This window comes from Neptuniibacter marinus, from assembly GCF_001597725.1.
Classification (GTDB): domain Bacteria; phylum Pseudomonadota; class Gammaproteobacteria; order Pseudomonadales; family Balneatricaceae; genus Neptuniibacter; species Neptuniibacter marinus.
This window is the reverse complement of the sequence record NZ_LUTR01000023.1, coordinates 1-20,130: the sequence shown is the minus strand read 5'-3', so window position 1 is coordinate 20,130 and position 20,130 is coordinate 1. Positions and strand designations below refer to the sequence as shown.

Here is a 20,130-nt window from a genome sequence, read left to right as displayed (position 1 = left end):
TCCCATTAAAGAGGTATTACCCCTCTTCTTTAGGAGCATATTAGATGAGCAACCCAATGCTTGAGCCGCAATTATTACCTGCTTTTAGTTCGATTAAACCTAATCATATCGAAGCAGCGATAGATCAGTTATTGGCGGATGGCCGAGCAGAGGTTGAGAGAATCTTAGGCTCAATGACATCGCCTACATGGGATAATCTTGTGGCTCCGTTGGAGGAGATGAATGATCGCTTGGCAAAAGCTTGGTCGCCGGTGTCTCATATGAATGCGGTGGTTAATACGGATGAGTTGAGAGACGCCTATAATGCTTGTCTGCCTAAGTTGTCCCAATATTGGACTGAGATGGGACAGAATCAAGCGCTTTACCAAGCGTTCAATGATTTTGCTGAGAGTGAAAATTTCAAACAGTTAGATGAAGCTCAACAGAAGGTCGTTACTAACACCCTAAGGGATTTTCGTTTATCCGGTATCGCATTGAATGGTGATGATCAAAAACGTTATGCAGCGCTGCAGCAGAAGCTCTCAGAGCTAACGACGAAGTTCTCCGAGAATGTATTAGATGCCAGTAACGCATGGAATAAACTACTTAGCGACGAAAGCGAGCTGGCGGGTTTGCCGCCGATGGCTTTAGCTGCGGCAAAACAGATGGCTGAAGCAAAAGGTTTAGATGGGTGGTTAGTAACTTTAGATTTTCCATCTTACCTGCCAACGATCACTTATGCGGATAATCGTGAATTACGCAAAGAAGTTTATACCGCCTTTGCGACACGGGCATCAGATCAGGGGCCTGGTGAGGGAAAATGGGATAATTCGTCTGTAATGACGCAGATTCTTGAGCTCCGTTTAGAGTTGGCGAAGCTATTAGGTTTCGATAACTACGCTGAATACTCCCTTGCTACTAAAATGGCTGAAACAACCGATCAGGTTGTACAGTTTCTAAATGATTTAGCCGAGAAAAGCTTGCCTGTAGCTAAGCAAGATTATCAGCAGCTGTGTGATTTCGCTAAAGAGGAATATGGGGTTGAGGATCTGCAAGCGTGGGATCTTGCTTACTTTAGTGAAAAATTGAAACAGGCTAAATACGCAATTTCTGAAGAGCAGGTTCGCCCTTACTTCCCGCTACCTAAAGTGTTGAACGGTTTGTTTACTGTGGCAGGAAAACTATTTGATATTGAGATCAGTGAAGTGGATGAGTTCGACCGTTGGCATAAAGATGCACGGTTGTTTGAAATTCGGCGTAAAGGCGAGGTGATTGCACGCTTCTTCTTAGACCTTTATGCCCGTGAAAAGAAACGAGGCGGCGCTTGGATGGATGATTGTCGTGTACGTCGCCGCTTAGCGGACGGTACGCTTCAGCTTCCCGTTGCGTATTTAGTGTGTAACTTTAGTTCGCCGGTGGGGGATGATCCCGCTTTATTGACCCATAATGAAGTGACCACCATGTTCCATGAGTTTGGCCACGGGTTACACCATATGCTGACTCAGATCGAATCGGCTGATGTCAGTGGTATTAATGGTGTTGCTTGGGATGCGGTTGAGTTGCCAAGTCAGTTCTTAGAAAACTGGTGTTATGAGCCGGAAGCTTTAGCGCTTATTTCTGGTCACTATCAAACGGGTGAAACGCTGCCGCAAGCATTGTTAGACAAAATGTTGGCAGCACGTAATTTTCAATCCGGTATGATGATGGTACGTCAGCTTGAGTTTTCGCTATTCGATTTTTGCTTACATCGAGACTATGAGCCCGGTGTCACAGATGTGCAGAGCTATTTAAATGATATCCGTAGTCGTGTGGCGGTGATTACACCACCTGATTTCAATCGTTTCCAGCATAGCTTTAGTCATATTTTTGCTGGTGGCTATGCCGCAGGGTATTACAGTTACAAATGGGCTGAAGTCTTGTCTGCTGATGCCTTTTCCCGCTTTGAAGAGGATGGCGTATTTAGTAAAGAAGCGGGTAATGACTTCCGTCAACATATTTTAGAGATGGGTGGGTCTCGTGAGCCAATGGAGCTGTTTGTTGCCTTCCGTGGGCGTGAGCCACAAGTGGATGCACTGCTTCGTCATTGCGGTATCCAAACCGCAGCTTAAACCCTAAAAAGGTAAGGGACCTTTCAGGCCGCTTACCTGCACCGACAAGGTGAGTTAGAGATAAAATTATGAGCATTGTAAAACGATTTATTGCCGGTGCTGTTTGTCCCCGGTGTGGTGAGATGGATTGTATCCGGACCTTTCGAGATGATGAGCGGGAGTATAAAGAGTGCGTCCGCTGTGATTATGAAGACTCCATGCGATTAGATGGAACACCGGATATTGAAGAGTTAGAAACGCGAGTAAACCGCGATACTGGGCCTCAAATTGAAGAGGGTGCACAACCCTTACTGTTCACAGAGAATCTAGGTAGCGCACGAAAAGATCATTAGTATTAGATAAATAATACCGCACGACTAAGGCGGTATTATTTATTATCGGCTACCTTTCTTTCTTGGAAAGGCGATAAATGACGCCTGCATGATCATCTGATATCAAGAGACTACCTTCGGGTGTCTCAATGATGTCATTAGGTCTTCCCCAATATTCCTCATTTTTTAGCCATCCGCTAATAAAGGGTTTGTGACTAATCACTTTATTATTTTTTATCTGCAGTTCTACAACGCGATAGCCTACTTTTTGACTTCTATTCCATGATCCGTGCTCAGCAATATATAGCGTTTGTTGAGCTTCTGTTGAGGCGTTGACGGAGAATGTCATACCTAGAGGCGCAACATGCGCACCGAGTTTATAGGCGGCAGGAGTATAGCTGAGCGGCTGTTGGTCGGTATACTGATCTTTACCGTATTTGGGATCAGCTAATCCTTGAGCGTGAAAAAAAGGGTAGCCAAAATGCTCGCCGTTATCTGTTACATGGTTGAGCTCATCGGAAGGCTGATCATCCCCTAAGTGATCTCGCCCATTCTCCGTAAACCATAGTTGCTGGTTTTGAGGGTTCCAAGCAAAGCCGACACTGTTACGCACGCCTTGGGCGATAAGTGTGGTGTTCTTATGGTTATCCAGCTTCATAATGGTTGCAAAGGGATATTCAGGTAAGCAGATATTACAGGGAGCGCCAATGTTGAAATACAAGGCTCCGTCTGGGCCAAACTTAAGATATTTCCAACCATGGTGTGTCTTGTCAGGGAGCTTGTCGTAGTAAGTTTCAGGAGAGAGTTTAATAGAAGATTTTAGCGGTAAAATCTCTTTATATCTGAGAATGCGAGATACCTCCGCCACATAGAGGTCGTTCCCTTTTACCGCGATACCACTGGGCATATTAAGGTTTTTAGCTAAAATAACCGTTTTTTCGTAGATCCCATCTTTATCTTGATCGATAAACCCGTATAGGTTTCCCGCTCGACGGCTTCCCGCAAATAGAGTCCCGTCCTCTGCTAGAGCAAGTTGGCGAACATTCGGTGCTTTTGCCACAACCTCGATCTTATATGAAGGAGGGAGGGTTAATGTTTCTAGTGGTAACTCACTTACTCCAGAAAAAGAGATCAGTATGCTAAGTGACGTAATCATCAATTTATCCAACGCTTATGTTTGCAGTTCGTCCAGTAAACATAGCCGCCAGAGAGCGCTCTTGCCACAAAAAGAGCAAGAAATGAGAACCACAAACCTTGATTTCCATAGCTTTGAGTCAACCACCATAAAGGTAGAAAAACGATGAAAACAGAGAACAGCATCGTATTTTGCATCGCTTTAAATTGGGTTGCGCCAACAAAAATACCGTCGAGCAGAAAACTCCAGACACCAATTAAGGGTAAGACGATAATCCAGGGCAAGTAGGCTTTAGCAATGATACGTACGCTTTCAATGCCGGTGAGTAGATTAATAATAAGATCGCCAGCTAACCAAAATGCCAGCGAAAGTAGGGCTGCTGTACCTACAGACCAGCTTAAAGCGCTGACCAATGATTGATAAAATGTGGTTAGCTTTTTCGCCCCGATATACTTACCTGATAGAGCTTCGGTTGCATGTGCAAACCCATCGAGCCAGTTAGAGATTAATAATAAAAAGTTAAGTAGAACCGCATTAGCAGAGAGAATATCCGTGCCTTGTTTGGCTCCTTGGGCAGTAAAAAAGGCAATGGAGCCTAAAATACACAGTGTACGAATAAAAAGATAACGGTTTACCGCAATCAAATTTATATAATCACTGAGCCGTTTTAGGCAGGCTATCTCAAGTTGAGATGAAACATTTTTCAGATGTTTCTTCGCGAGGTAGAGGCCGAGAAAAAGCGCGAAATATTCAGAAAAAACGGTGGCCGCCGCAACCCCATCTGCATGCATACCTAAGCCATAGACTGCGAGTATATCTAACAACATATTGATGATGTTGGTGACCAATAATATGAGGAGGGGGATACGTGTATTTTGGTTGCCGACAAACCAGCCCAGCAATGCGTAGTTACATAGCACTGCTGGGGCGCCTAAAATGCGGATCTCACTATATTTTTCCGCTTCTGTGGTTACTAAAGGCTCAGCCCCCATTAGTGACAGAGCTAAACTGATAATAGGCGTGCGAAATAATAAAATAAGCAACCCTATCGCCGTTGCCAATATGATCGATTGCGCGAGGAGTTGGCGGTTTAAGGCGCCATTATTATCACCTAAAGCTTGGGCTGTCATGCCCGTAGTTCCCATGCGTAGAAACCCAAAGGCCCAGTAGAGAACGGTAAAAATCATACTGCCGACAGCTACCGCCCCTAAATGATGACTTTCTGGCAGATGACCAATAACAGCGGTATCGACCAAGCCTAATAGAGGTACAGTGATATTGGATAGCATTAGAGGCCAAGCTAATGCCCATACTTGTCTGTGACGCTGCTTGTCGGGCCAATATTTATACAGCGATGCGATCATGTTTGTTGTTTAGTTGGTAGGCTGTAGAGTGCAATGAAGAGTGCTAAAGATACGACTACCACTGAAGGGCCTGCCGGTGTATCAAAGTACCAAGATAGGCTTATCCCGCCCAAGATTGATAGGCACCCTATAACGCCGGCACCAATAGCCATCTGTTCAGGTGTGCGAGCTAAGCGCCGAGCCGCGGCAGCTGGAATTATCAAAAGAGAGGTAATGAGCAGTAAACCCACTATTTTCATTGCTATAGCAATGACTACTGCAATTAACAGCATCAAAATCAAACGGATAAGCGGTACGTTGACGCCCTCCACATGAGCTAGCTCTTCATTGATCGTGATCGCAAGTAGGGGCTGCCAGAGTAATTTTAGGAGTAGTAAAACTGCAACGCCACCACCGTATATCCAGAAGAGGTCTTGCGGACTGACCGCCAACAGGTCACCAAAAAGATATGACATTAAGTCAACACGGATTTCCAGCAACGCGACAGCAACCAAACCAAGGGAAAGCGCACTGTGGGCCATTATGCCCAATAAAGTGTCTGTAGCGACCATACGTTGACGTTGCAAGGCAACAAGTACAAGCGCCAAGCCTACGCAGCAAATAATAACGGATAAGTTGAGATTAATGTCGAGTAAAAAGCCAATGGAGACCCCTAGTAACGCTGAGTGGGCGAGGGTATCACCAAAATAAGCCATACGACGCCAAACTACAAATGAGCCTAGAGGCCCTGCGACTATTGCTACACCTAAGCCGCCGAGTAGCGCGTAAATAAGAAAATCAGGCATTAGCAGCAATCCTTGTGACTCGAGCTGCTCGTGCGCTCATTTTCTGGAATGATATTTCCGTGCTCATCATGCCGATGATTATGGTGGTGACTGTAGACGGCTAGTTGTTCGCTTCCTTTAATGCCAAATAGCTCAGTAAAGGATGGGTCATTGGTAACGTGCTCTGGGTGACCTGAGCAGCAAACGTGATGGTTTATGCAAACTACATGATCTGTTGATGCCATGACTAAGTGGAGGTCATGACTGATCATTAATACGCCACAGCCGCGCTCATCTCGTATACGAGAGATAAGGTTATAAAGTTCTAGCTGCCCGTTAATATCCACCCCTTGTACAGGTTCATCTAAAACGAGTAAGTGGGGATCACGCAATAAAGCGCGGGCTAGTAAAATTCGCTGCATCTCTCCGCCTGATAAATGGTGGATAGATTGCTTGAGTAATAGAGATGCGCCTACATCGTTTAGCGCGGTCTGTATCTGCTCCTGATTGCAGTTTTGGGCAGTTTTTAAAAAGCGTTCGACCGTTAAAGGAAAGGTTTTATCGACTTGTAATTTCTGCGGCATATAGCCAATACGAAGATTGCTTTCTTTCCATATATTGCCGCTGTCGGGTTTTAATAAGCCAAGAATAACCCTGACTAAGGTAGTTTTTCCCGCACCGTTGGGACCAATAATAGTTGTTATACAACCTTTGTGGAGTTCGGTGCTGATATTTTGCAAAACATGATTCTGGCCAAAATGAAGGTTAACCATATCCAGCTTAATTAGAGGTTCATGGCGATGTGGCTGATTCATTATGGGCTGACTCGCTGACATTCAGGGCAGGTGCCTAAAACTTCGATAGATTGCTGCTCTGGGATAAACCCTAATAGCTCAGCTTGTTTATTGACCTCTTTACTGATCCCTGAGGTTTCAATCTCAACGGCATTATTGCATTGGCTACAGATTAAAAAGGAGCTTTCGTGAGCTTTCTGTGGGTGAGGGCAGCCAATAAAAGCATTGAGCAGTGCGATTCGATGGACAAATCCCTGCTCCTGTAAAAAATCAAGAGCGCGGTACACAGTCGGTGGTGCTGAGTTAAAACCCGCCTCTGCTAAGGTGGGAAGTAGTTCATAAGCACCTAGTGGTTTATGACTTTGCCAAATCGTTTTAAGGACAAGTTCACGGATAGGTGTAAAACGTAGTTTCCGTTCGGCGCATAGCTCACGAGCCTCAGATAATGCATGCTCTATACAGTCACTGTGGTCATGTTCAGATCGAAAAGCAAGTTGAGATTTTGGCATAAAAGTTATCATTTATTGTTTTATGTTATATTATAACTGAAAATTATCTGAGATGTATTATATCAATGAAAAAGCTAGCCTTTGTTACAGCCATCTTTTTATTATCTCCAATGCTAATTGCCCAAGAGCGTTTGCAGTTGGTGGCGAGTGTAAAACCACTTCAGTTAGTTGCGCATGCTATTGTGGCAGATTTAGGGGAGGTTGATCTACTAATTCCACCGGGCGCTTCGCCTCATCATTATTCCTTAAAGCCATCTGATATTCGTACACTGCAAAAGGCAGATCTTGTTATATGGGTAGGGCCAGAAATGGAACAATTTCTGGAAAAGACGCTGTTGCGCTCCGATCGACCTGTTCTTCAGCTCTTAAAAACTGAAGAGGATGATGGTGATCATCATGAACATGAACACCAAGCTGCGTCCCATAAGGAACACGAAGAGCACAACGAACACGACGAACATGAAGAGCACGACGAACATCACCATCATGGTGACGTTGACCCGCATATCTGGATGGATCCTATTTATATGTTGGAGGCCGCTGAGCAGATTAAAGATATGTTGCAACAGCAGTCGCCGGAATTGTCGGAGAAATTAGAACAGAACTATCAAGCCTTTAAGCGTGATCTATTGCAAGCGGATAAGCAGATTCAGCAGCAGTTGGCGCCTTACCAAAAGAGTGGTTTTGTTGTTTTTCACGATGCGTTTTCTCTTTTTGTTGAACACTATGGGCTAAATCAGAGAGCGTTTTTTACAGTTGATCCAGCTCGATCACCGGGCGCTAAAAAACTAGCAAGAATTGAAAAAATATTAAACGAGCCAGCTGTTCGTTGTGTATTTGTTGAGCCTCAGTTCGAAGCACCTATTGTAGAGCGAATTGTTGCCGACCTGCCTGTTAATTTAGGACGTTTGGATCCATTGGCTACTGATATGTCGCTTTCTCAGGGGTATGCTGGCTACCTTAAAGACCTTGCGAATAGTATCGAAAGCTGTTTGAAATAAGGCCAATCTTTGAATAAATACCGTTATCACATCGTTCTTGAGCTGTGGTAGCGGTATTTGCTTTCTCCCGCTCTCTCGTTGTATCGCTTATGACTAGTCTAAGAGGATGATTTTACTGAAATCGGGCGTATTTTCTTGTGGAACTAATTCTCTATCAATCGCCCATTGAGCTTGATTCTTTACCGAGCTGAGCAAAGGCTCATTCAATAATAGCTTAAAGGTATAGTCTTGCCAGACCCAGTCGATAAAGTGCTGACTAAGCTTTAAGTGACGGCGCAGAATCAGTTGTGATCTTTCTGGATTAATAGCGATAAAGCGGACTGCTTTATTCAATGCTTCTGTGATTTTTTGTTTGGTCTGTTTTTGATTGCCTAAGGTTTGCGTGGATGTGAGCAAAGGGTTGTCTCGCAAGCCAATAAGGTTAAAGGATAAGTTGTAGAGTCCTTTAGTGTTCATGATCTCTATATCATTATTAGACTTGTTTATTTGGTAGGCAAAAGGTTCCCATACCGAAATCGCATCAACTTTACCTTGCTCAAGTACAGTGGGTAGTTCGTTGGCAAAATAAGATTTTACATCTACCTCCGCAATATCTATTTCTGACTCGCTTAGCCAAAGATGAAAGAAATATTCGCTTGCACTGCCTTTTACAAGGCCGACAGTTCTTCCTCTTAAATCATGGGCTGTACGAATATTCTTTTGTTTAAAAGAAACGATTTTTAAGTCGTTATCTGATTTTGCGAAGCTAGAAATTACTTCAAAGTTTGAGTGCTTAAAGCTATTAAACATGATCACAGAGTTAGATACAGTGGCCATGTCAGCTTTTCCTGTTTGTAATGCTGTAAAACATTGATCCCCACCATCGATTTCTAAGATAGAAACATCAAGACCTGCATTAATAAAATAACCTTTAACTTTTGCAATATATACAGGTGCGGAAAGGGGGGTTGTTGATACTGCGATCTTTATTTTAGGAAGTGGGCTCAAGTGTTGCCCCCCGTGAATAATCGAACTAAAAAGGGCTAACACAGCGATACAAAGGGGCAGGCTAATTTTCAAAGTTCCATCCATGGTGTCTCTATTATCTGAAAAATAGATGAGTGGTTGAGTGCTGTGCCAGTTAATCTTATAGAGCGTGGCTAAAGCACGAATAAAGCTTTTGCTTTATGGATTATAGGAGAACTTTCTCTTTCTTGTATAAATAATGCGTATTAAGTGCGAGGCCGATTAGGAAAAGATCAGATACTGTTGAGGGACAGTATCTGATTGATCTTTTTTTCTTACATGTGGGCGCTGTTTGCAAGCTACTTGGGGTTAGTTAGCGAGTAATACTATTTGCACTATGGCAGGTAAAATCGCAACAACTAAGCCTCCGAGAACCATCAAAACTGATGGAGCGATTCCGATGACTTCAACATTTTCTTCAACATGGCTCATGGCTAAGCTCCTAGATATGTTAATAAGTTACTAGGACTAAGCAGAGATAGTGCCAGTTATATAACCCTTTGTTATTCGGGGTTTTTTGTTGTGTTTATATAGGGGAATCCTATATTTGTCATGTCAATTATGACGTATAGATTATTTTTGTGTCTAAAGTGGCAGTTTTTATAGAGTGTTAAAAACGAGTTGTATGCTGTTTAATTAAGGCTCGGCTGTTGCATTACTCTTACTGACTTGCTGAAAAATCTGTATGGCCGACCAGCTAAATAATCCTGCCATAATTGAAGCAACAATAAGGTCTGGCCATGCGGAAGCGCTTTGCCAAACGCCAAGTGCTGCGACCATAACTGCAATATTACCAATAGCATCGTTACGGCTGCACAACCAAACGGAGCGAACGTTGGCATCCCCATTTCTAAAACGCAGTAGGATCATGACACTAATTAAGTTGGCAGTGAAAGCGAGTGCGCCAACAGATCCCATAGTTACTGCTTTGGGGGTTTGCATATATATCACTTTATAAAGTGTTATGCCGAATACCCCTATGCCCATAATCATCAAGCTGGTAGCTTTAAATAAAGCGGCCCGATTACGGACCTGTAAAGATTTTCCAATGACGAGCAAAGATAGAGAATAAGTTGCTGTGTCGCCTAAAAAGTCTAAGGCATCCGCTTGCAATGCTTGTGAGTTAGCTTGGATACTAGCGCCCATTTCAATAAAAAACATGAGGGCATTAATTGCGATAACCCACCATAAGGCGCGTTTATATTCTGTTGATGCTCCATCGAAGTGGTTATTGTTGTTACAGCATGAGCCCATATATACACCGCAGTTTTAAGATGTTTAGCGAATCCTTTTTAGATCCATTATAGACGGATATTGTACCCAAGTAGCATGGTGGATGTTTTATATCCTCCTACACTTAATTACACCGTTTGTTTTTGTGAGAAAAAATTATGGCTGGGCTCTATAGATTACAACCTATATTAATGACCTTATTGCTTACATGTATCTCATTTAATAGTTTTGCGGATGCTTTAATTGGCAAAAAGCAGGTTTTGCTTGTGGATAAAAAAGGCCAAGAGGTTTTGGTTGGCGATATCACTTTTTCTCCGGAAGGAGAGCATAGTCGATACAAGTTACATATGAATCATGACAAATTTAAGGATTTTTTTCTTTCTATGAAGGAGATGAAGTGCCTTGAGGGCCCTGAGTTGTGGTGTCATCTTGCTTATCCATATCAGCAGCCTCATAAGGTATCCTCTGGGGATATGAGTTGGTTGTCTCATGATCTGTTGTTTATGTTTAAAAAGAAGAAAGACTTCGGCGCCAACTTTTGGAATGGTATTTACTATGATATGAGAATTGATGGCGAATCAATTCGAGGTGAAGCACAAGCCATCGATCTTAATGTCTTGGCTTCCCCTCCTGATGACCTTAATACCCCTCCGATAGGTATAGGCGAGCGGGATGAAATTGATAGAAATCAACGTTGGTTGCCTGATCTAATTATTCGTTGATTCATTCTCTTTGTATTCAGCTTTACAGAGCTATGCTGAGTTTTATAGGTGGATAGGAGTCTCGCTTAGTGGAAGCAAAGAGATCGAGTAAAAGTGTTGTTTTAATTTCCTTAGTTGCTCTGTTATCAGGCTGCGCAAGTTTAAGTGAAGAGGAGTGTGTAACCGGTGATTGGTATGGCATAGGTTATAGTGACGGCTTACAGGGCCGTTCAGAGACCTTCCTTTCTAATCACCAAGAGGCATGTGCAGAATATACAATTGCTTTTGATGTTAAGCCTTATTTGATGGGGCGTGAAGAGGGCTTGAAGCGTTATTGCCATCAAGATAACGGCTATAGATTGGGGCGAAGTGGCGCTAAGTATCATTATGTTTGCCCTGAAGATTTAGAACCTGCTTTTTTAGAAACCTACCAGAGTGGTCGTCAGGTTTATCAACAAGAGCAGCAGGTTCGAGAATTAGAAAAAGAGCTTGAGCGACAAGAAAAAGAGCTTCATGAAGTGGAATTACAAGCTCAACGGACAGAGAAACGTTTAATCAGTCGTGGACTTTCAAGTGCAGAGCGAGAGGATCTTTTATTTAAGTTAAGAGCGTTTGAGCGTGAGCAGCGGACTTCGTATTACCAGTTGCAGCATTTAGAGCATCAGCTCTTGCAAGAAAGGTCAAAGCTTGAATATATGGACTAACCCAACTTAGATTTCATACGGTCTTTCTCTAAGTGAGAATCTTAGCTCCAAGGAGGCTTGGCAGCGAACTGTTCAGTTAGGTAATCCAAAAAGACTCGCACTTTAGCCGATAGGTGTTTGCGATGGGGGTACACGGCATTAATTTTTTGCTGGGGAATGCCATAATTCGTCAATAAAGGGATAAGACGACCCGCCTCTATATCTTTATTAATCATAAAACTGGATAGCCGTGCAATGCCTCCGCCTAGCAGGGCATATTCATGTAAACCATCGACATTATCGGTTACAAAACTGCCTGTTACATTGAAGGTTTCCACCTTAGTTTCACCTGATTGATGGCTGGTAAACTGCCAGTGATTAAATATCTCGTTAGTGGATAGGCGTAAACAGTTGTGTTCTAAAAGGTCAGAGGGTTTTTGTGGTATGCCTTTGGAGTCAATATAGTGTGGGCTTGCACAGACTAAGCGTTCACTCTCTCCTAGTTTCCGAGCAACTAAGTTGGTGTCTTTTAGCTCTCCTAACCGGATCGCTAGATCAACCCCTTCTGCAATAAGGTCGACCGCTTGGCCGCTAAGCTGGAACTCCAATTTTATCTTAGGGTAGCGTGCTTGAAACATCGGCATTATTGGCAAAAGCTGATGTTTTGCAAACCCGTGGGTACTGTTGATGCGAAGTGTTCCCGCTGGTTCCTGTACTAAGCCTGTTAACGCGTCTTCTACATCGTCTATTTCTGCCAAAATATCAACGCAGTGGTTGAAGTATATCTGGCCCCCTTCTGTCAGGCTTAACATGCGGGTAGTACGGTTGAGAAGTCGGACGCCCAAGCGGGTTTCTAGCCTTGTTAAAAGCTTGCTGACTGCTGAAGGTGATAGATCTAATTGCCGACCAGCAGCGGAAAAACTGCCCTGCCTAACTGATTCGACAAAAACCTGCATCTCAGTCCACTTAGCCAAGTATGACTCCTATTGTTGAATTATATTCACATATTCTATGACAGTTTTGATATTTATCAAAAATAAGCCCTAGGGATAAACTGAGATCTAACAATAATTCTGGGTTTTAGGTGAACCCAACTTATTCCATCTAATGAGAAAGGTACTGTCATGCTTGAGCTATATACCCACCCAATGTCTCCATGCGCTCAGAAAGTTCGTATTGTCTTAGCAGAAAAGGGATTAGATTGGACTAAACACACCGTTGAGCTGTCCCAAAAAGAGAACTTGCGGCCAGTATATTTGGCACTAAACCCTCTCGGTGTTGTACCAACGCTTGTTGATAAGGGGCGTCCCATAATTGAATCCAGCATCATTTGTGAATATTTAGATGATACTTTTTCTGCCCACAGCTTAAAGCCATCCTCCTCTTATCAGGTTGCTCAAATGCGTCTTTGGATGAAGCATGTGGATACTAAGCTTCATCCTTCATGTGGTGCGCTCCAATGGCCTATAGTCATGCGTCCTGCCTTAATGGAAAAAAGTCAGAGTGAGCGTGATGAGTTGTTGGAGAAAATACCTGAAAAGCCTCGCCGAGAACGACAAAAACGTTTAGTTCAATATGGTCTTGATGCGCCAGATGTGATTGATGGGATTAATCTTTATCGTAAAACTATTCTCGATATGGAGGCTGCTTTATCTGAACATCAATGGATAGTAAGTGATAACTTTAGTCTTGCTGATGTGTGTTTAGCGCCTTATTTTCAAACGATTTATCAGTTTGGTTGGAGCGATATGTATAAAGATTGTCCTCGGGTCGCTGCTTGGTTTGAGCGTTGCCGAGGGCGAGATTCCTACCTGACGTCAGTTATTGCTGATTTCTCTCCTGAGATTGAGGCGGATCTATTAGCGAAAGGTCAGCCCGCATGGAAGATTATTAGTGCACATCTTGCAGCCCATCGCTGATAGATACCGAGATTAATTATTTTGCTCGGTTGGAACTGTGCTTCACCTTAAGTGTCAGAGCCATAGTGACTGATAATTGGTGGGGCGTTAAATGAGCATGTGGTTAATCTTTCTAGTGTCTGGCTTGGCGCTGGTATCTATTTTCCTGTCTAGAAAAGCGACTCAAGAAGGTGGTTTTTTTAGAGGTGAATCGGCAGATGGTAGAGCGCCTACACTGCTTGCTTTAACCTTCTCGCAAGTGACCACTTGGATATTTGCTCGCTCTTTACTCAATGCTGCTATTTTGGGGTTCTATTACGGTATTTGGGGGGCTTTAGCCTACGCAGCCTACTATCTTTCTTTTCTTACTGGTGGCCGGATTATTGACCATCTCCGTTTTGAGCAAGGCTATGACAGCGTACAAGGGTTTTTAAGTGATCGTTTCGGTGCTTGGGGCGGACGCTGTTATAACTTTGTGGTGGGGATACGGTTGGTCAGTGAGGTCTTTGCCAATTTATTAGTCATTGGCATTTTATTTGGTGCGGCAGGTTCTCAGTCATACACTTTAGCCGTTATAGGGTTAGCCGCCGTAACGCTCCTTTATTCAGTGCTTGGCGGTTTATACGCTTCGCTACGTACTGATGTTATGCAGATGTGGGTGTTTTTAGTCGTGCTTAGTATTTTGCTAGGCATCGTGATTAGTGGAGGCCACTTTACGACTGAGCTGCTGACATTTAAACCGTTCGATATTAGTCAGCCTGGGCCAATTTTGCTGCTGGTGGCATTGCTACAGGTCTGGAGCTATCCAATGCATGACCCCGTTATGATGGATCGAGGTTTTCTTGCCGATAGAGAGACGACAAAACGTAGTTTTCTGCATGCGGGCTGGATCAGTAGTGTTAGTATTCTTGCGTTTGGTTCTTTAGGTGTAATCGCTGGCGCTAATGGTTTGGAAGGCGAAGATATGAATCAGGTTTTGAGCCGACTATTGGGTGAATTCCCTATGTTCCTATTTAGCGCATCTCTGGTTATCTCTGCCATGTCTACGCTAGACAGTACTTTGACTAGCTCGGCAAAAATGATTGTGCTTGATATGCGCCTTATGTCTGTAAGCCTTAGAAATGGGCGGATGGTTATGGCCATCTTTATGTTACTGGGTTTGTTATTAGTGTTTGTTGGGAATAAAGATATCTTCAGCGCTGTTGCCGTTAGCGGAACGGCCTCAATGTACCTTGTACCTGTTATCTTCTTTAGTCTCTGGGGGAATCGGCGTGATATCCCTGTGTGGAGTTATATCGGCAGTTTCTTCTTGGCTATCAGTGGTTCACTCCTGTATTTCACTGAGTCCTCCTCTTACACCATGTTATTAGGTGAGGTGCATAAATACACTAAACTTTTGTGGATCTGTATCGCTGTGATGGTTGGCGGATGCGCTCTTTTTATGATCGGTGGCGCAAGCCAAAAACAACTACAACCTCTTGCTAATCATTAATAGGAATAGAAGAGCGATTATGGATCTTGGTAAGTTGTCTGGCCCTGTGCTGATTTTTGGTGGACCGTATAGCAATTTAGCGGCAACTCGCGCGATGCAAGCTGAAGCGTCCCGTCTTGGTATTTCAGCGAAGCAGGTTATTTGTACCGGTGATTTGGTGGCTTATTGCGCCGAGCCTGAAGCCACTGTTCAATTGATTCGTGATTGGGGTATTCCTGTCGTGATGGGAAATTGTGAAGAGTCTTTAGCTCAAAATGCCCCCGATTGTGGATGTGGTTTTGATCAAGGGAGTGCATGCTCCCTATTGGCGGTTGAATGGTATAACTTCAGCAATCAGCGCTTGTCTCAAGATGATAAGCACTGGATGGCAGCTTTGCCGCGAGAGATTCGATTTAGCTTGAATGGTCGGACTGCTACGGTTATCCATGGTAGCTATGAGCGGATAAATGAGTTTGTCTTTGCTAGTGGAGATAAGGTTGTTAAAAATAAACAGCTAAACTTAGCGGGTAGCGATCTGCTTATTGGAGGCCATTGTGGTTTGCCTTTTGGGGCTGAGTTAACGGATGGTTATTGGTTAAATGCGGGCGTGATTGGGATGCCGGCTAATGATGGCACAACGGATGGTTGGTATATGCTACTGCAACCGGTCGATGATCAAATAGAGGTGAGTTGGCATCGTTTGGCCTATGATGCCAGCGGTGCCGCAGAAAGCATGAAACAAGCGTCCCTGTCTCAGGCTTATGCTAAAGCTTTAGTGACGGGCCTTTGGCCGAGTGTGGATATATTGCCAGCGCCGGAATCTGCACAGACCGGCGTGAAACTTCATCTGCAAACACGCAGTATTTAACGCTTAGATTACGCATCGTTGTTAGTTCAAGAAAATTTTCACCTTCTTTAGGCGTTGCACTAAAGGCGTTGCACTAAAGGTGTTATTGAACAATCATAAAAGATATTTTTATTGTTGATTAGTAGTGGCTAATATGGAGACATAATATAATAAGAAGTTGTTGTTGCGATGAACTATATTACTGCGGTTCTGTTTTCTTTCTTTGAACGTTTGCGGATACTCCTATCCTCCTTAAAAACGTTAATGACTCTCCTTGGCTTCGCCTTCCTTATCTTTTGTAACCTTGCTCAAGCAGGGGTGATGGATAAGGCAGCGATGGAGAAAGCATTCCCTTCTCCCTATGTGGTTGGTGATAAAGATGAGGCCTTACCTATTTGGCCGCTTTATCAGCAAATATCTACAGACACCCCGCTTGTTGGTTACGCCTTTGAATCGATTGATCTTGCAGCAATCCCAGGTTTTGCCGGTATCCCTTTTAATCTATTGGTTGCTATTGATCCTGATGGTCGTTTTATAGATGTTCGCGTTTTATCCCATCATGAACCAGTCTTTTTAGAGGGACTTGGCGAAAAACCATTGATCGACTTTTCTAAACAGTACAAAGATGTTTCGTTGATGCAAAACATCAAGATTGATGCGAAACCGGGTTTGGGCGGCGCTAACAATAGCGCCAATGTTTATATTGATGGCGTGACTAAAGCCACCGCTTCAGTTCGTATTTTCAACCAATCTTTGCTTGCTTCTTCGTTAAAGGTGGCCCGTGAGAAATTAGGTTATGCCAAAGGACGTGATCCTGACCTTATTGCACGTATTAAACCTGATTTATTTGAGTCGATGTCTTGGCAGGAATTGCTAGATGAGGGGCTGATTGTTAAATACGCCTTCAGCAATAAAGAGGTGGAAGCGCGGTTTGTGGGAACAATTGGGGAAGGCGAAGACCCTGAAGGGCTTGAGGCACCGGATGAAACCTTTGTTGAGATTTATGCTGCAAATTTGACCATACCGACGGTTGGTCGAAACCTATTACTACCTACCGCATGGGACTATGTAAAAGAGAATGTCGCCAATAATGATCAGTTGCTACTTATTCTAAGTCAGGGCCGATATTCATTTACCGGAGAAAATTTTGTGCGCGGTAAAGTGCCTGAGCGTATCAGTTTGCACCAAGCTGAGTTGCCCATAGAGATGCGTGACTTTGACCTAGATGATCGTTTAAATCTTTTTGATCTTGAGTATAAGCTTAATCTGCCTGAGGAGCTGGAGGGTTACGAATGGAAGCTCTTTCATGTTATCGGTCAAGCGGGCCTTGATCCGGCGTATCCTGCCGAATTTAAGCTGAATGTCGTACGGCAAAAAGGTTGGTTATACCCTGAAAGTGTGACCGAAGGGCTCGATTTTAAATTACCTATTCCTGAGCAATATATTCTTGCTGCGGAGAGTGATAACAAAACATGGCATAGCTTATGGGCCGGTCGTAAGACGGATATAATAATTCTACTTACCGGCTTGTTGATCTTAACCGTTGTGTTAGTGAAGCACCGTATACTGACAGGGTCTAAGCACCGCTTACGTTGGTTCCGTCCTTTATATTTACTGTTTACCTTAGTATTTATTGGTTGGTATGCCCAAGGGCAGCTGTCGATTGTTAATATCACGGGTGTATTACAGGCTTTAGTCGCAGGACGAAGTTTAGAGTTCTTCCTATATGACCCGATGACGGTATTACTTTGGGCCTATATTGGTATCACTTTCTTTGTCTGGGGGCGTGGTACTTTCTGTGGTTGGTTATGTCCTTTTGGTGCATTACAAGAGTTGATCGGTAAGCTATTGGCCTTTCTTAAACTACCACAAATCAAAGTATCACCTCTGTTAGATTCACGCTTGAAGTGGATTAAATATATTGTTCTTGCGGGCATATTGGTTGTGGCTGTTGTTTCTATTCCCCTAACAGGTAGTGTGGTTGAGATTGAGCCCTTTAAAACGAGTATTACATTAATCTTTGACCGGTCATGGCCATTTGTTCTTTGGGCCTTAGTGCTGTTAGTGCTAAGTTTGTTTGTCTACAAAGGTTACTGCCGTTATATCTGCCCCTTAGGTGCAGGTTTAGCTATTTTTGGTAAGCTGAGAATATTCAACTGGCTTCCACGTCGTAATGAGTGTGGCCAGCCATGTCAGCTTTGTAAACACCGCTGTGAATATCAGTCGATCGAGCAAACAGGCAAGATTGATTACGATGAGTGCTTTCAATGTTTAGATTGCGTTGAGATCTACGAGAGTGATGATCTTTGTGTACCGCTGATTGTTGAAAAGAGAAAAGGGCGTAAACTCAAAACGCGCCAAGATAACGATAATATAATTGCATCTAGTTAATTCCTGCGACCTATGCATCGGCAGAGTGTAGAGATAGACCTCTCTACGCTCTATCCGTTTTAATATTTAAACTCTCCCTACAATTTCGGTGAGCATAGGACAATATCGACTGTTCTATATTTGCTGATGAACCTTAAGTTTCCCTTTTAAGGCTGGTATAAGGCTAATTTCCTATTGGATTTAGCTTTTATTCTAGGCAATCTGTTTACGGTCTAATGGTTTAATTAATATATAAACTTTTACAGTAATAGAGATCGAAATAAGTTAAGGCGATTCTGATTGATTGTTCCGCCTATAATTTTTAACGATAGGAATGTTTGAATGAGTTGTGTGTTGTTTAACGAATATCCTACCCAAGATGGTAAGCGAATAGTTGAGATCTGTTTAAATGCGGAACGCTCTTTAAATGCTCTAACACTGGATATGATCGACCTGATCCAGCCTAAGCTCGATCAGTGGCAAGACGACGACAGAGTTGTCGCTGTTATTTTAGATAGCGCAGGTTCTAAGGCTTTTTGTGCTGGTGGTGATGTTGTCAGTATTTATAAAGCGATTAGTGAAGACTCTAATGCCAAGTATCCTAAAGCTTTTTTTACCCGTGAATATACCCTTGATTACACTATACATACCTATAGCAAGCCTATTATCTGCTGGGGCAGCGGTATTGTAATGGGTGGGGGTATGGGACTTATGAATGGTTGTAGCCATCGTATAGTGACTGAAACTTCCCATTTAGCTATGCCTGAAGTAACCATTGGTCTTTATCCTGATGTTGGAGGGAGTTGGTTCCTAAATCATATGCCGGGCCGAACGGGGCTCTTTTTAGGTTTAACCGGAAACCCCATGAATGCCGCGGATGCCCTGTTTTTGGGATTAGCTGACCGGTTTGTGGCGACAGAGTTGCGGGAGCTTATGTTAGAGCGCCTTCAGGCAGAGTTATGGGGTGATGCTAATGCTGCTGTTAATCGAGTGTTGCGTAGTTTAGAGCAAGAATCTCAAGCCTGTTTTAGTTCAGAGTCACCGGTAAGGCACCATTATGATTTTATTCAACAGATTACTGACCATGATTCTGTGGCGGGTTTTGTCGATAGTTTATTAAGTGTTGAAAGTGATGATAAATGGATAAAGCGAGCCCAAAAGGCCATTCATCATGGCAGCCCGTTGGCGATTAATTTAATAAAGAAGCAGCTCGAAGTGACTAAGCATATGTCCTTGAAAGAGGTGTTTTGTGCAGAGCTTATCTTATCGGTGCAATGCTGCCAGCATAAGGAGTTTCCTGAAGGGGTTCGTGCTTTGCTTGTGGATAAAGATGCTGACCCTCAGTGGCGCTTTAAAACGTTAGCGGATGTGGATAACACTTATGTGGATAAGTTTTTCCTCTCGCCTTGGCAGAAAAATCCATTGGCTGAGATGTAGTCGCATCAAACAAAAAATATAATAATTAAGGGAATCATCAATGGGATCGGTAATTAAAAAAGGGATTTACCAGTTGGTTAAAGAGGCAAACCAAGTGGTGCGAGAGATTTCGGTATCTGAAGCGATCGCTCTGTATGGGAAGGAGGGTGTGCAGTTTGTTGATCTTCGCGATATTCGTGAATTAGAACGTGAAGGGGTTATTCCTGGGGCTTATCATTGCCCAAGGGGTATGTTGGAGTTTTGGGTTGATCCGGAAAGTCCTTATGCTAAAGAAATATTTCAGCAAGAACTGACCTTTGTCCTCTTTTGTGGTGGGGGTTTACGCTCTGCATTGGCTGGAAAGGCGATTATAGAGATGGGATTGACGGATGTGCTACATATCCACGGCGGTTACGCAGGGTGGAAAAAGGGGAAGGGTCAGACTGCCGAATTTATAACTAAAGTGAATTAGCTCAGACTAGATCTGACACATCATCTTGAAAAAGAGAGAGTTACCCGTTTTGATAAAGGTGTCGAATCT

At 43.4% G+C, this 20,130-nt stretch carries 20 protein-coding genes; 11 read left to right on the top strand and 9 right to left on the bottom strand.

Annotation, left to right across the window (positions count from 1 at the left end; all coding sequences use genetic code 11):
• Nucleotides 1-44: 44 nt before the first annotated feature.
• A complete protein-coding gene (gene prlC, locus A3774_RS13420) occupies nt 45-2,087 on the top strand; it encodes an oligopeptidase A (protein WP_067868536.1) in 2,043 nt (680 codons plus the stop codon).
• A gap of 68 nt (nt 2,088-2,155) precedes the next feature.
• Complete coding sequence (locus tag A3774_RS13415) at nt 2,156-2,419, top strand: YheV family putative zinc ribbon protein (protein WP_067868534.1); 264 nt, start codon at nt 2,156-2,158, stop codon at nt 2,417-2,419.
• 49 nt (nt 2,420-2,468) lie between these two features.
• On the opposite strand, the gene A3774_RS13410 is transcribed toward A3774_RS13415, so the two are convergent.
• Genes A3774_RS13410 through A3774_RS13390 form a run of 5 tightly spaced genes read right to left on the bottom strand, consistent with a single transcriptional unit; the run spans nt 2,469 to nt 6,964 of the window.
• Nucleotides 2,469-3,554 carry a PQQ-dependent sugar dehydrogenase gene (locus A3774_RS13410; RefSeq protein ID WP_067868531.1) on the bottom strand — a complete coding sequence of 362 codons (1,086 nt, stop codon included), beginning with the start codon at nt 3,552-3,554 and terminating at the stop codon, nt 2,469-2,471.
• Entirely contained in the window at nt 3,554-4,897 is a 1,344-nt protein-coding gene (locus A3774_RS13405) for an MATE family efflux transporter (protein ID WP_067868528.1), read from the bottom strand. Before A3774_RS13405 ends, A3774_RS13410 begins: the two co-directional genes overlap by 1 nt.
• Entirely contained in the window at nt 4,894-5,682 is a 789-nt protein-coding gene (znuB, locus tag A3774_RS13400) for a zinc ABC transporter permease subunit ZnuB (RefSeq protein WP_067868525.1), read from the bottom strand. Before znuB ends, A3774_RS13405 begins: the two co-directional genes overlap by 4 nt.
• Nucleotides 5,682-6,476, bottom strand: a complete 795-nt coding sequence (gene znuC / locus A3774_RS13395; RefSeq protein ID WP_067868522.1) for a zinc ABC transporter ATP-binding protein ZnuC — start codon at nt 6,474-6,476, stop codon at nt 5,682-5,684. Before znuC ends, znuB begins: the two co-directional genes overlap by 1 nt.
• Nucleotides 6,476-6,964: a Fur family transcriptional regulator gene (locus A3774_RS13390; protein WP_067868519.1), complete on the bottom strand. Its 489-nt coding sequence runs from the start codon at nt 6,962-6,964 to the stop codon at nt 6,476-6,478. The genes znuC and A3774_RS13390 overlap by 1 nt, the downstream gene beginning before the upstream one ends.
• A gap of 65 nt (nt 6,965-7,029) precedes the next feature.
• On the opposite strand from A3774_RS13390, the gene znuA reads away from it, so the two are divergent.
• Nucleotides 7,030-7,965 (top strand): zinc ABC transporter substrate-binding protein ZnuA, encoded by a 936-nt coding sequence (znuA, locus tag A3774_RS13385; protein ID WP_067868516.1) that lies wholly within the window; start codon nt 7,030-7,032, stop codon nt 7,963-7,965.
• 93 nt (nt 7,966-8,058) lie between these two features.
• On the opposite strand, the gene A3774_RS13380 is transcribed toward znuA, so the two are convergent.
• The 3 genes from A3774_RS13380 to A3774_RS13375 all read right to left on the bottom strand — a co-directional run bounded on the left by A3774_RS13380 (nt 8,059) and on the right by A3774_RS13375 (nt 10,224).
• Nucleotides 8,059-9,036, bottom strand: coding sequence for an ABC transporter substrate-binding protein (locus A3774_RS13380; RefSeq protein ID WP_067868513.1), 978 nt, complete (start codon nt 9,034-9,036; stop codon nt 8,059-8,061).
• A gap of 243 nt (nt 9,037-9,279) precedes the next feature.
• On the bottom strand, nt 9,280-9,402 hold the full coding sequence (locus tag A3774_RS17200) for a hypothetical protein (RefSeq protein ID WP_269454620.1): 123 nt from the start codon (nt 9,400-9,402) through the stop codon (nt 9,280-9,282).
• A 204-nt stretch (nt 9,403-9,606) separates the two neighbouring features.
• Nucleotides 9,607-10,224 carry a cation transporter gene (locus A3774_RS13375; protein WP_067868510.1) on the bottom strand — a complete coding sequence of 206 codons (618 nt, stop codon included), beginning with the start codon at nt 10,222-10,224 and terminating at the stop codon, nt 9,607-9,609.
• Between the two features lie 137 nt (nt 10,225-10,361).
• Here A3774_RS13375 and A3774_RS13370 point away from each other — a divergent pair, with 137 nt between their 5' ends.
• Both A3774_RS13370 and A3774_RS13365 read left to right on the top strand, forming a co-directional pair.
• Nucleotides 10,362-10,925 (top strand): hypothetical protein, encoded by a 564-nt coding sequence (locus A3774_RS13370; RefSeq protein ID WP_067868508.1) that lies wholly within the window; start codon nt 10,362-10,364, stop codon nt 10,923-10,925.
• A 68-nt stretch (nt 10,926-10,993) separates the two neighbouring features.
• On the top strand, nt 10,994-11,608 hold the full coding sequence (locus tag A3774_RS13365) for a DUF2799 domain-containing protein (RefSeq protein WP_067868505.1): 615 nt from the start codon (nt 10,994-10,996) through the stop codon (nt 11,606-11,608).
• Between the two features lie 41 nt (nt 11,609-11,649).
• Here A3774_RS13365 and A3774_RS13360 read toward each other — a convergent pair whose 3' ends face one another.
• Complete coding sequence (locus tag A3774_RS13360) at nt 11,650-12,561, bottom strand: LysR family transcriptional regulator (protein WP_067868501.1); 912 nt, start codon at nt 12,559-12,561, stop codon at nt 11,650-11,652.
• A 150-nt stretch (nt 12,562-12,711) separates the two neighbouring features.
• On the opposite strand from A3774_RS13360, the gene A3774_RS13355 reads away from it, so the two are divergent.
• The 6 genes from A3774_RS13355 (at nt 12,712) to A3774_RS13330 (ending at nt 20,061) form a co-directional block, all read left to right on the top strand.
• Entirely contained in the window at nt 12,712-13,506 is a 795-nt protein-coding gene (locus tag A3774_RS13355; protein WP_067868497.1) for a glutathione S-transferase family protein, read from the top strand.
• A 91-nt stretch (nt 13,507-13,597) separates the two neighbouring features.
• On the top strand, nt 13,598-14,977 hold the full coding sequence (locus tag A3774_RS13350) for a sodium:solute symporter family transporter (protein ID WP_067868493.1): 1,380 nt from the start codon (nt 13,598-13,600) through the stop codon (nt 14,975-14,977).
• 19 nt (nt 14,978-14,996) lie between these two features.
• A complete protein-coding gene (locus A3774_RS13345) occupies nt 14,997-15,824 on the top strand; it encodes a metallophosphoesterase family protein (protein ID WP_067868490.1) in 828 nt (275 codons plus the stop codon).
• 168 nt (nt 15,825-15,992) lie between these two features.
• Nucleotides 15,993-18,194, top strand: a complete 2,202-nt coding sequence (locus A3774_RS13340; protein WP_082792442.1) for a 4Fe-4S binding protein — start codon at nt 15,993-15,995, stop codon at nt 18,192-18,194.
• A 321-nt stretch (nt 18,195-18,515) separates the two neighbouring features.
• Entirely contained in the window at nt 18,516-19,610 is a 1,095-nt protein-coding gene (locus tag A3774_RS13335) for an enoyl-CoA hydratase/isomerase family protein (protein WP_067868486.1), read from the top strand.
• Nucleotides 19,611-19,650: 40 nt separating this feature from the next.
• Nucleotides 19,651-20,061 (top strand): rhodanese-like domain-containing protein, encoded by a 411-nt coding sequence (locus A3774_RS13330; protein WP_067868481.1) that lies wholly within the window; start codon nt 19,651-19,653, stop codon nt 20,059-20,061.
• The last annotated feature ends 69 nt before the right edge of the window (nt 20,062-20,130 follow it).

What these genes read in the sequence shown, in the direction of transcription:
- prlC (WP_067868536.1), top strand. Translation starts at nt 45, where the DNA reads ATGAGCAACCCAATGCTTGAGCCGCAATTATTACCTGCTTTTAGTTCG.
- A3774_RS13415 (WP_067868534.1), top strand. Translation starts at nt 2,156, where the DNA reads ATGAGCATTGTAAAACGATTTATTGCCGGTGCTGTTTGTCCCCGGTGT.
- A3774_RS13410 (WP_067868531.1), bottom strand. Translation starts at nt 3,554, where the DNA reads ATGATTACGTCACTTAGCATACTGATCTCTTTTTCTGGAGTAAGTGAG.
- A3774_RS13405 (WP_067868528.1), bottom strand. Translation starts at nt 4,897, where the DNA reads ATGATCGCATCGCTGTATAAATATTGGCCCGACAAGCAGCGTCACAGA.
- znuB (WP_067868525.1), bottom strand. Translation starts at nt 5,682, where the DNA reads ATGCCTGATTTTCTTATTTACGCGCTACTCGGCGGCTTAGGTGTAGCA.
- znuC (WP_067868522.1), bottom strand. Translation starts at nt 6,476, where the DNA reads ATGAATCAGCCACATCGCCATGAACCTCTAATTAAGCTGGATATGGTT.
- A3774_RS13390 (WP_067868519.1), bottom strand. Translation starts at nt 6,964, where the DNA reads ATGCCAAAATCTCAACTTGCTTTTCGATCTGAACATGACCACAGTGAC.
- znuA (WP_067868516.1), top strand. Translation starts at nt 7,030, where the DNA reads ATGAAAAAGCTAGCCTTTGTTACAGCCATCTTTTTATTATCTCCAATG.
- A3774_RS13380 (WP_067868513.1), bottom strand. Translation starts at nt 9,036, where the DNA reads ATGGATGGAACTTTGAAAATTAGCCTGCCCCTTTGTATCGCTGTGTTA.
- A3774_RS17200 (WP_269454620.1), bottom strand. Translation starts at nt 9,402, where the DNA reads ATGAGCCATGTTGAAGAAAATGTTGAAGTCATCGGAATCGCTCCATCA.
- A3774_RS13375 (WP_067868510.1), bottom strand. Translation starts at nt 10,224, where the DNA reads ATGGGCTCATGCTGTAACAACAATAACCACTTCGATGGAGCATCAACA.
- A3774_RS13370 (WP_067868508.1), top strand. Translation starts at nt 10,362, where the DNA reads ATGGCTGGGCTCTATAGATTACAACCTATATTAATGACCTTATTGCTT.
- A3774_RS13355 (WP_067868497.1), top strand. Translation starts at nt 12,712, where the DNA reads ATGCTTGAGCTATATACCCACCCAATGTCTCCATGCGCTCAGAAAGTT.
- A3774_RS13350 (WP_067868493.1), top strand. Translation starts at nt 13,598, where the DNA reads ATGAGCATGTGGTTAATCTTTCTAGTGTCTGGCTTGGCGCTGGTATCT.
- A3774_RS13345 (WP_067868490.1), top strand. Translation starts at nt 14,997, where the DNA reads ATGGATCTTGGTAAGTTGTCTGGCCCTGTGCTGATTTTTGGTGGACCG.
- A3774_RS13340 (WP_082792442.1), top strand. Translation starts at nt 15,993, where the DNA reads ATGAACTATATTACTGCGGTTCTGTTTTCTTTCTTTGAACGTTTGCGG.
- A3774_RS13335 (WP_067868486.1), top strand. Translation starts at nt 18,516, where the DNA reads ATGAGTTGTGTGTTGTTTAACGAATATCCTACCCAAGATGGTAAGCGA.
- A3774_RS13330 (WP_067868481.1), top strand. Translation starts at nt 19,651, where the DNA reads ATGGGATCGGTAATTAAAAAAGGGATTTACCAGTTGGTTAAAGAGGCA.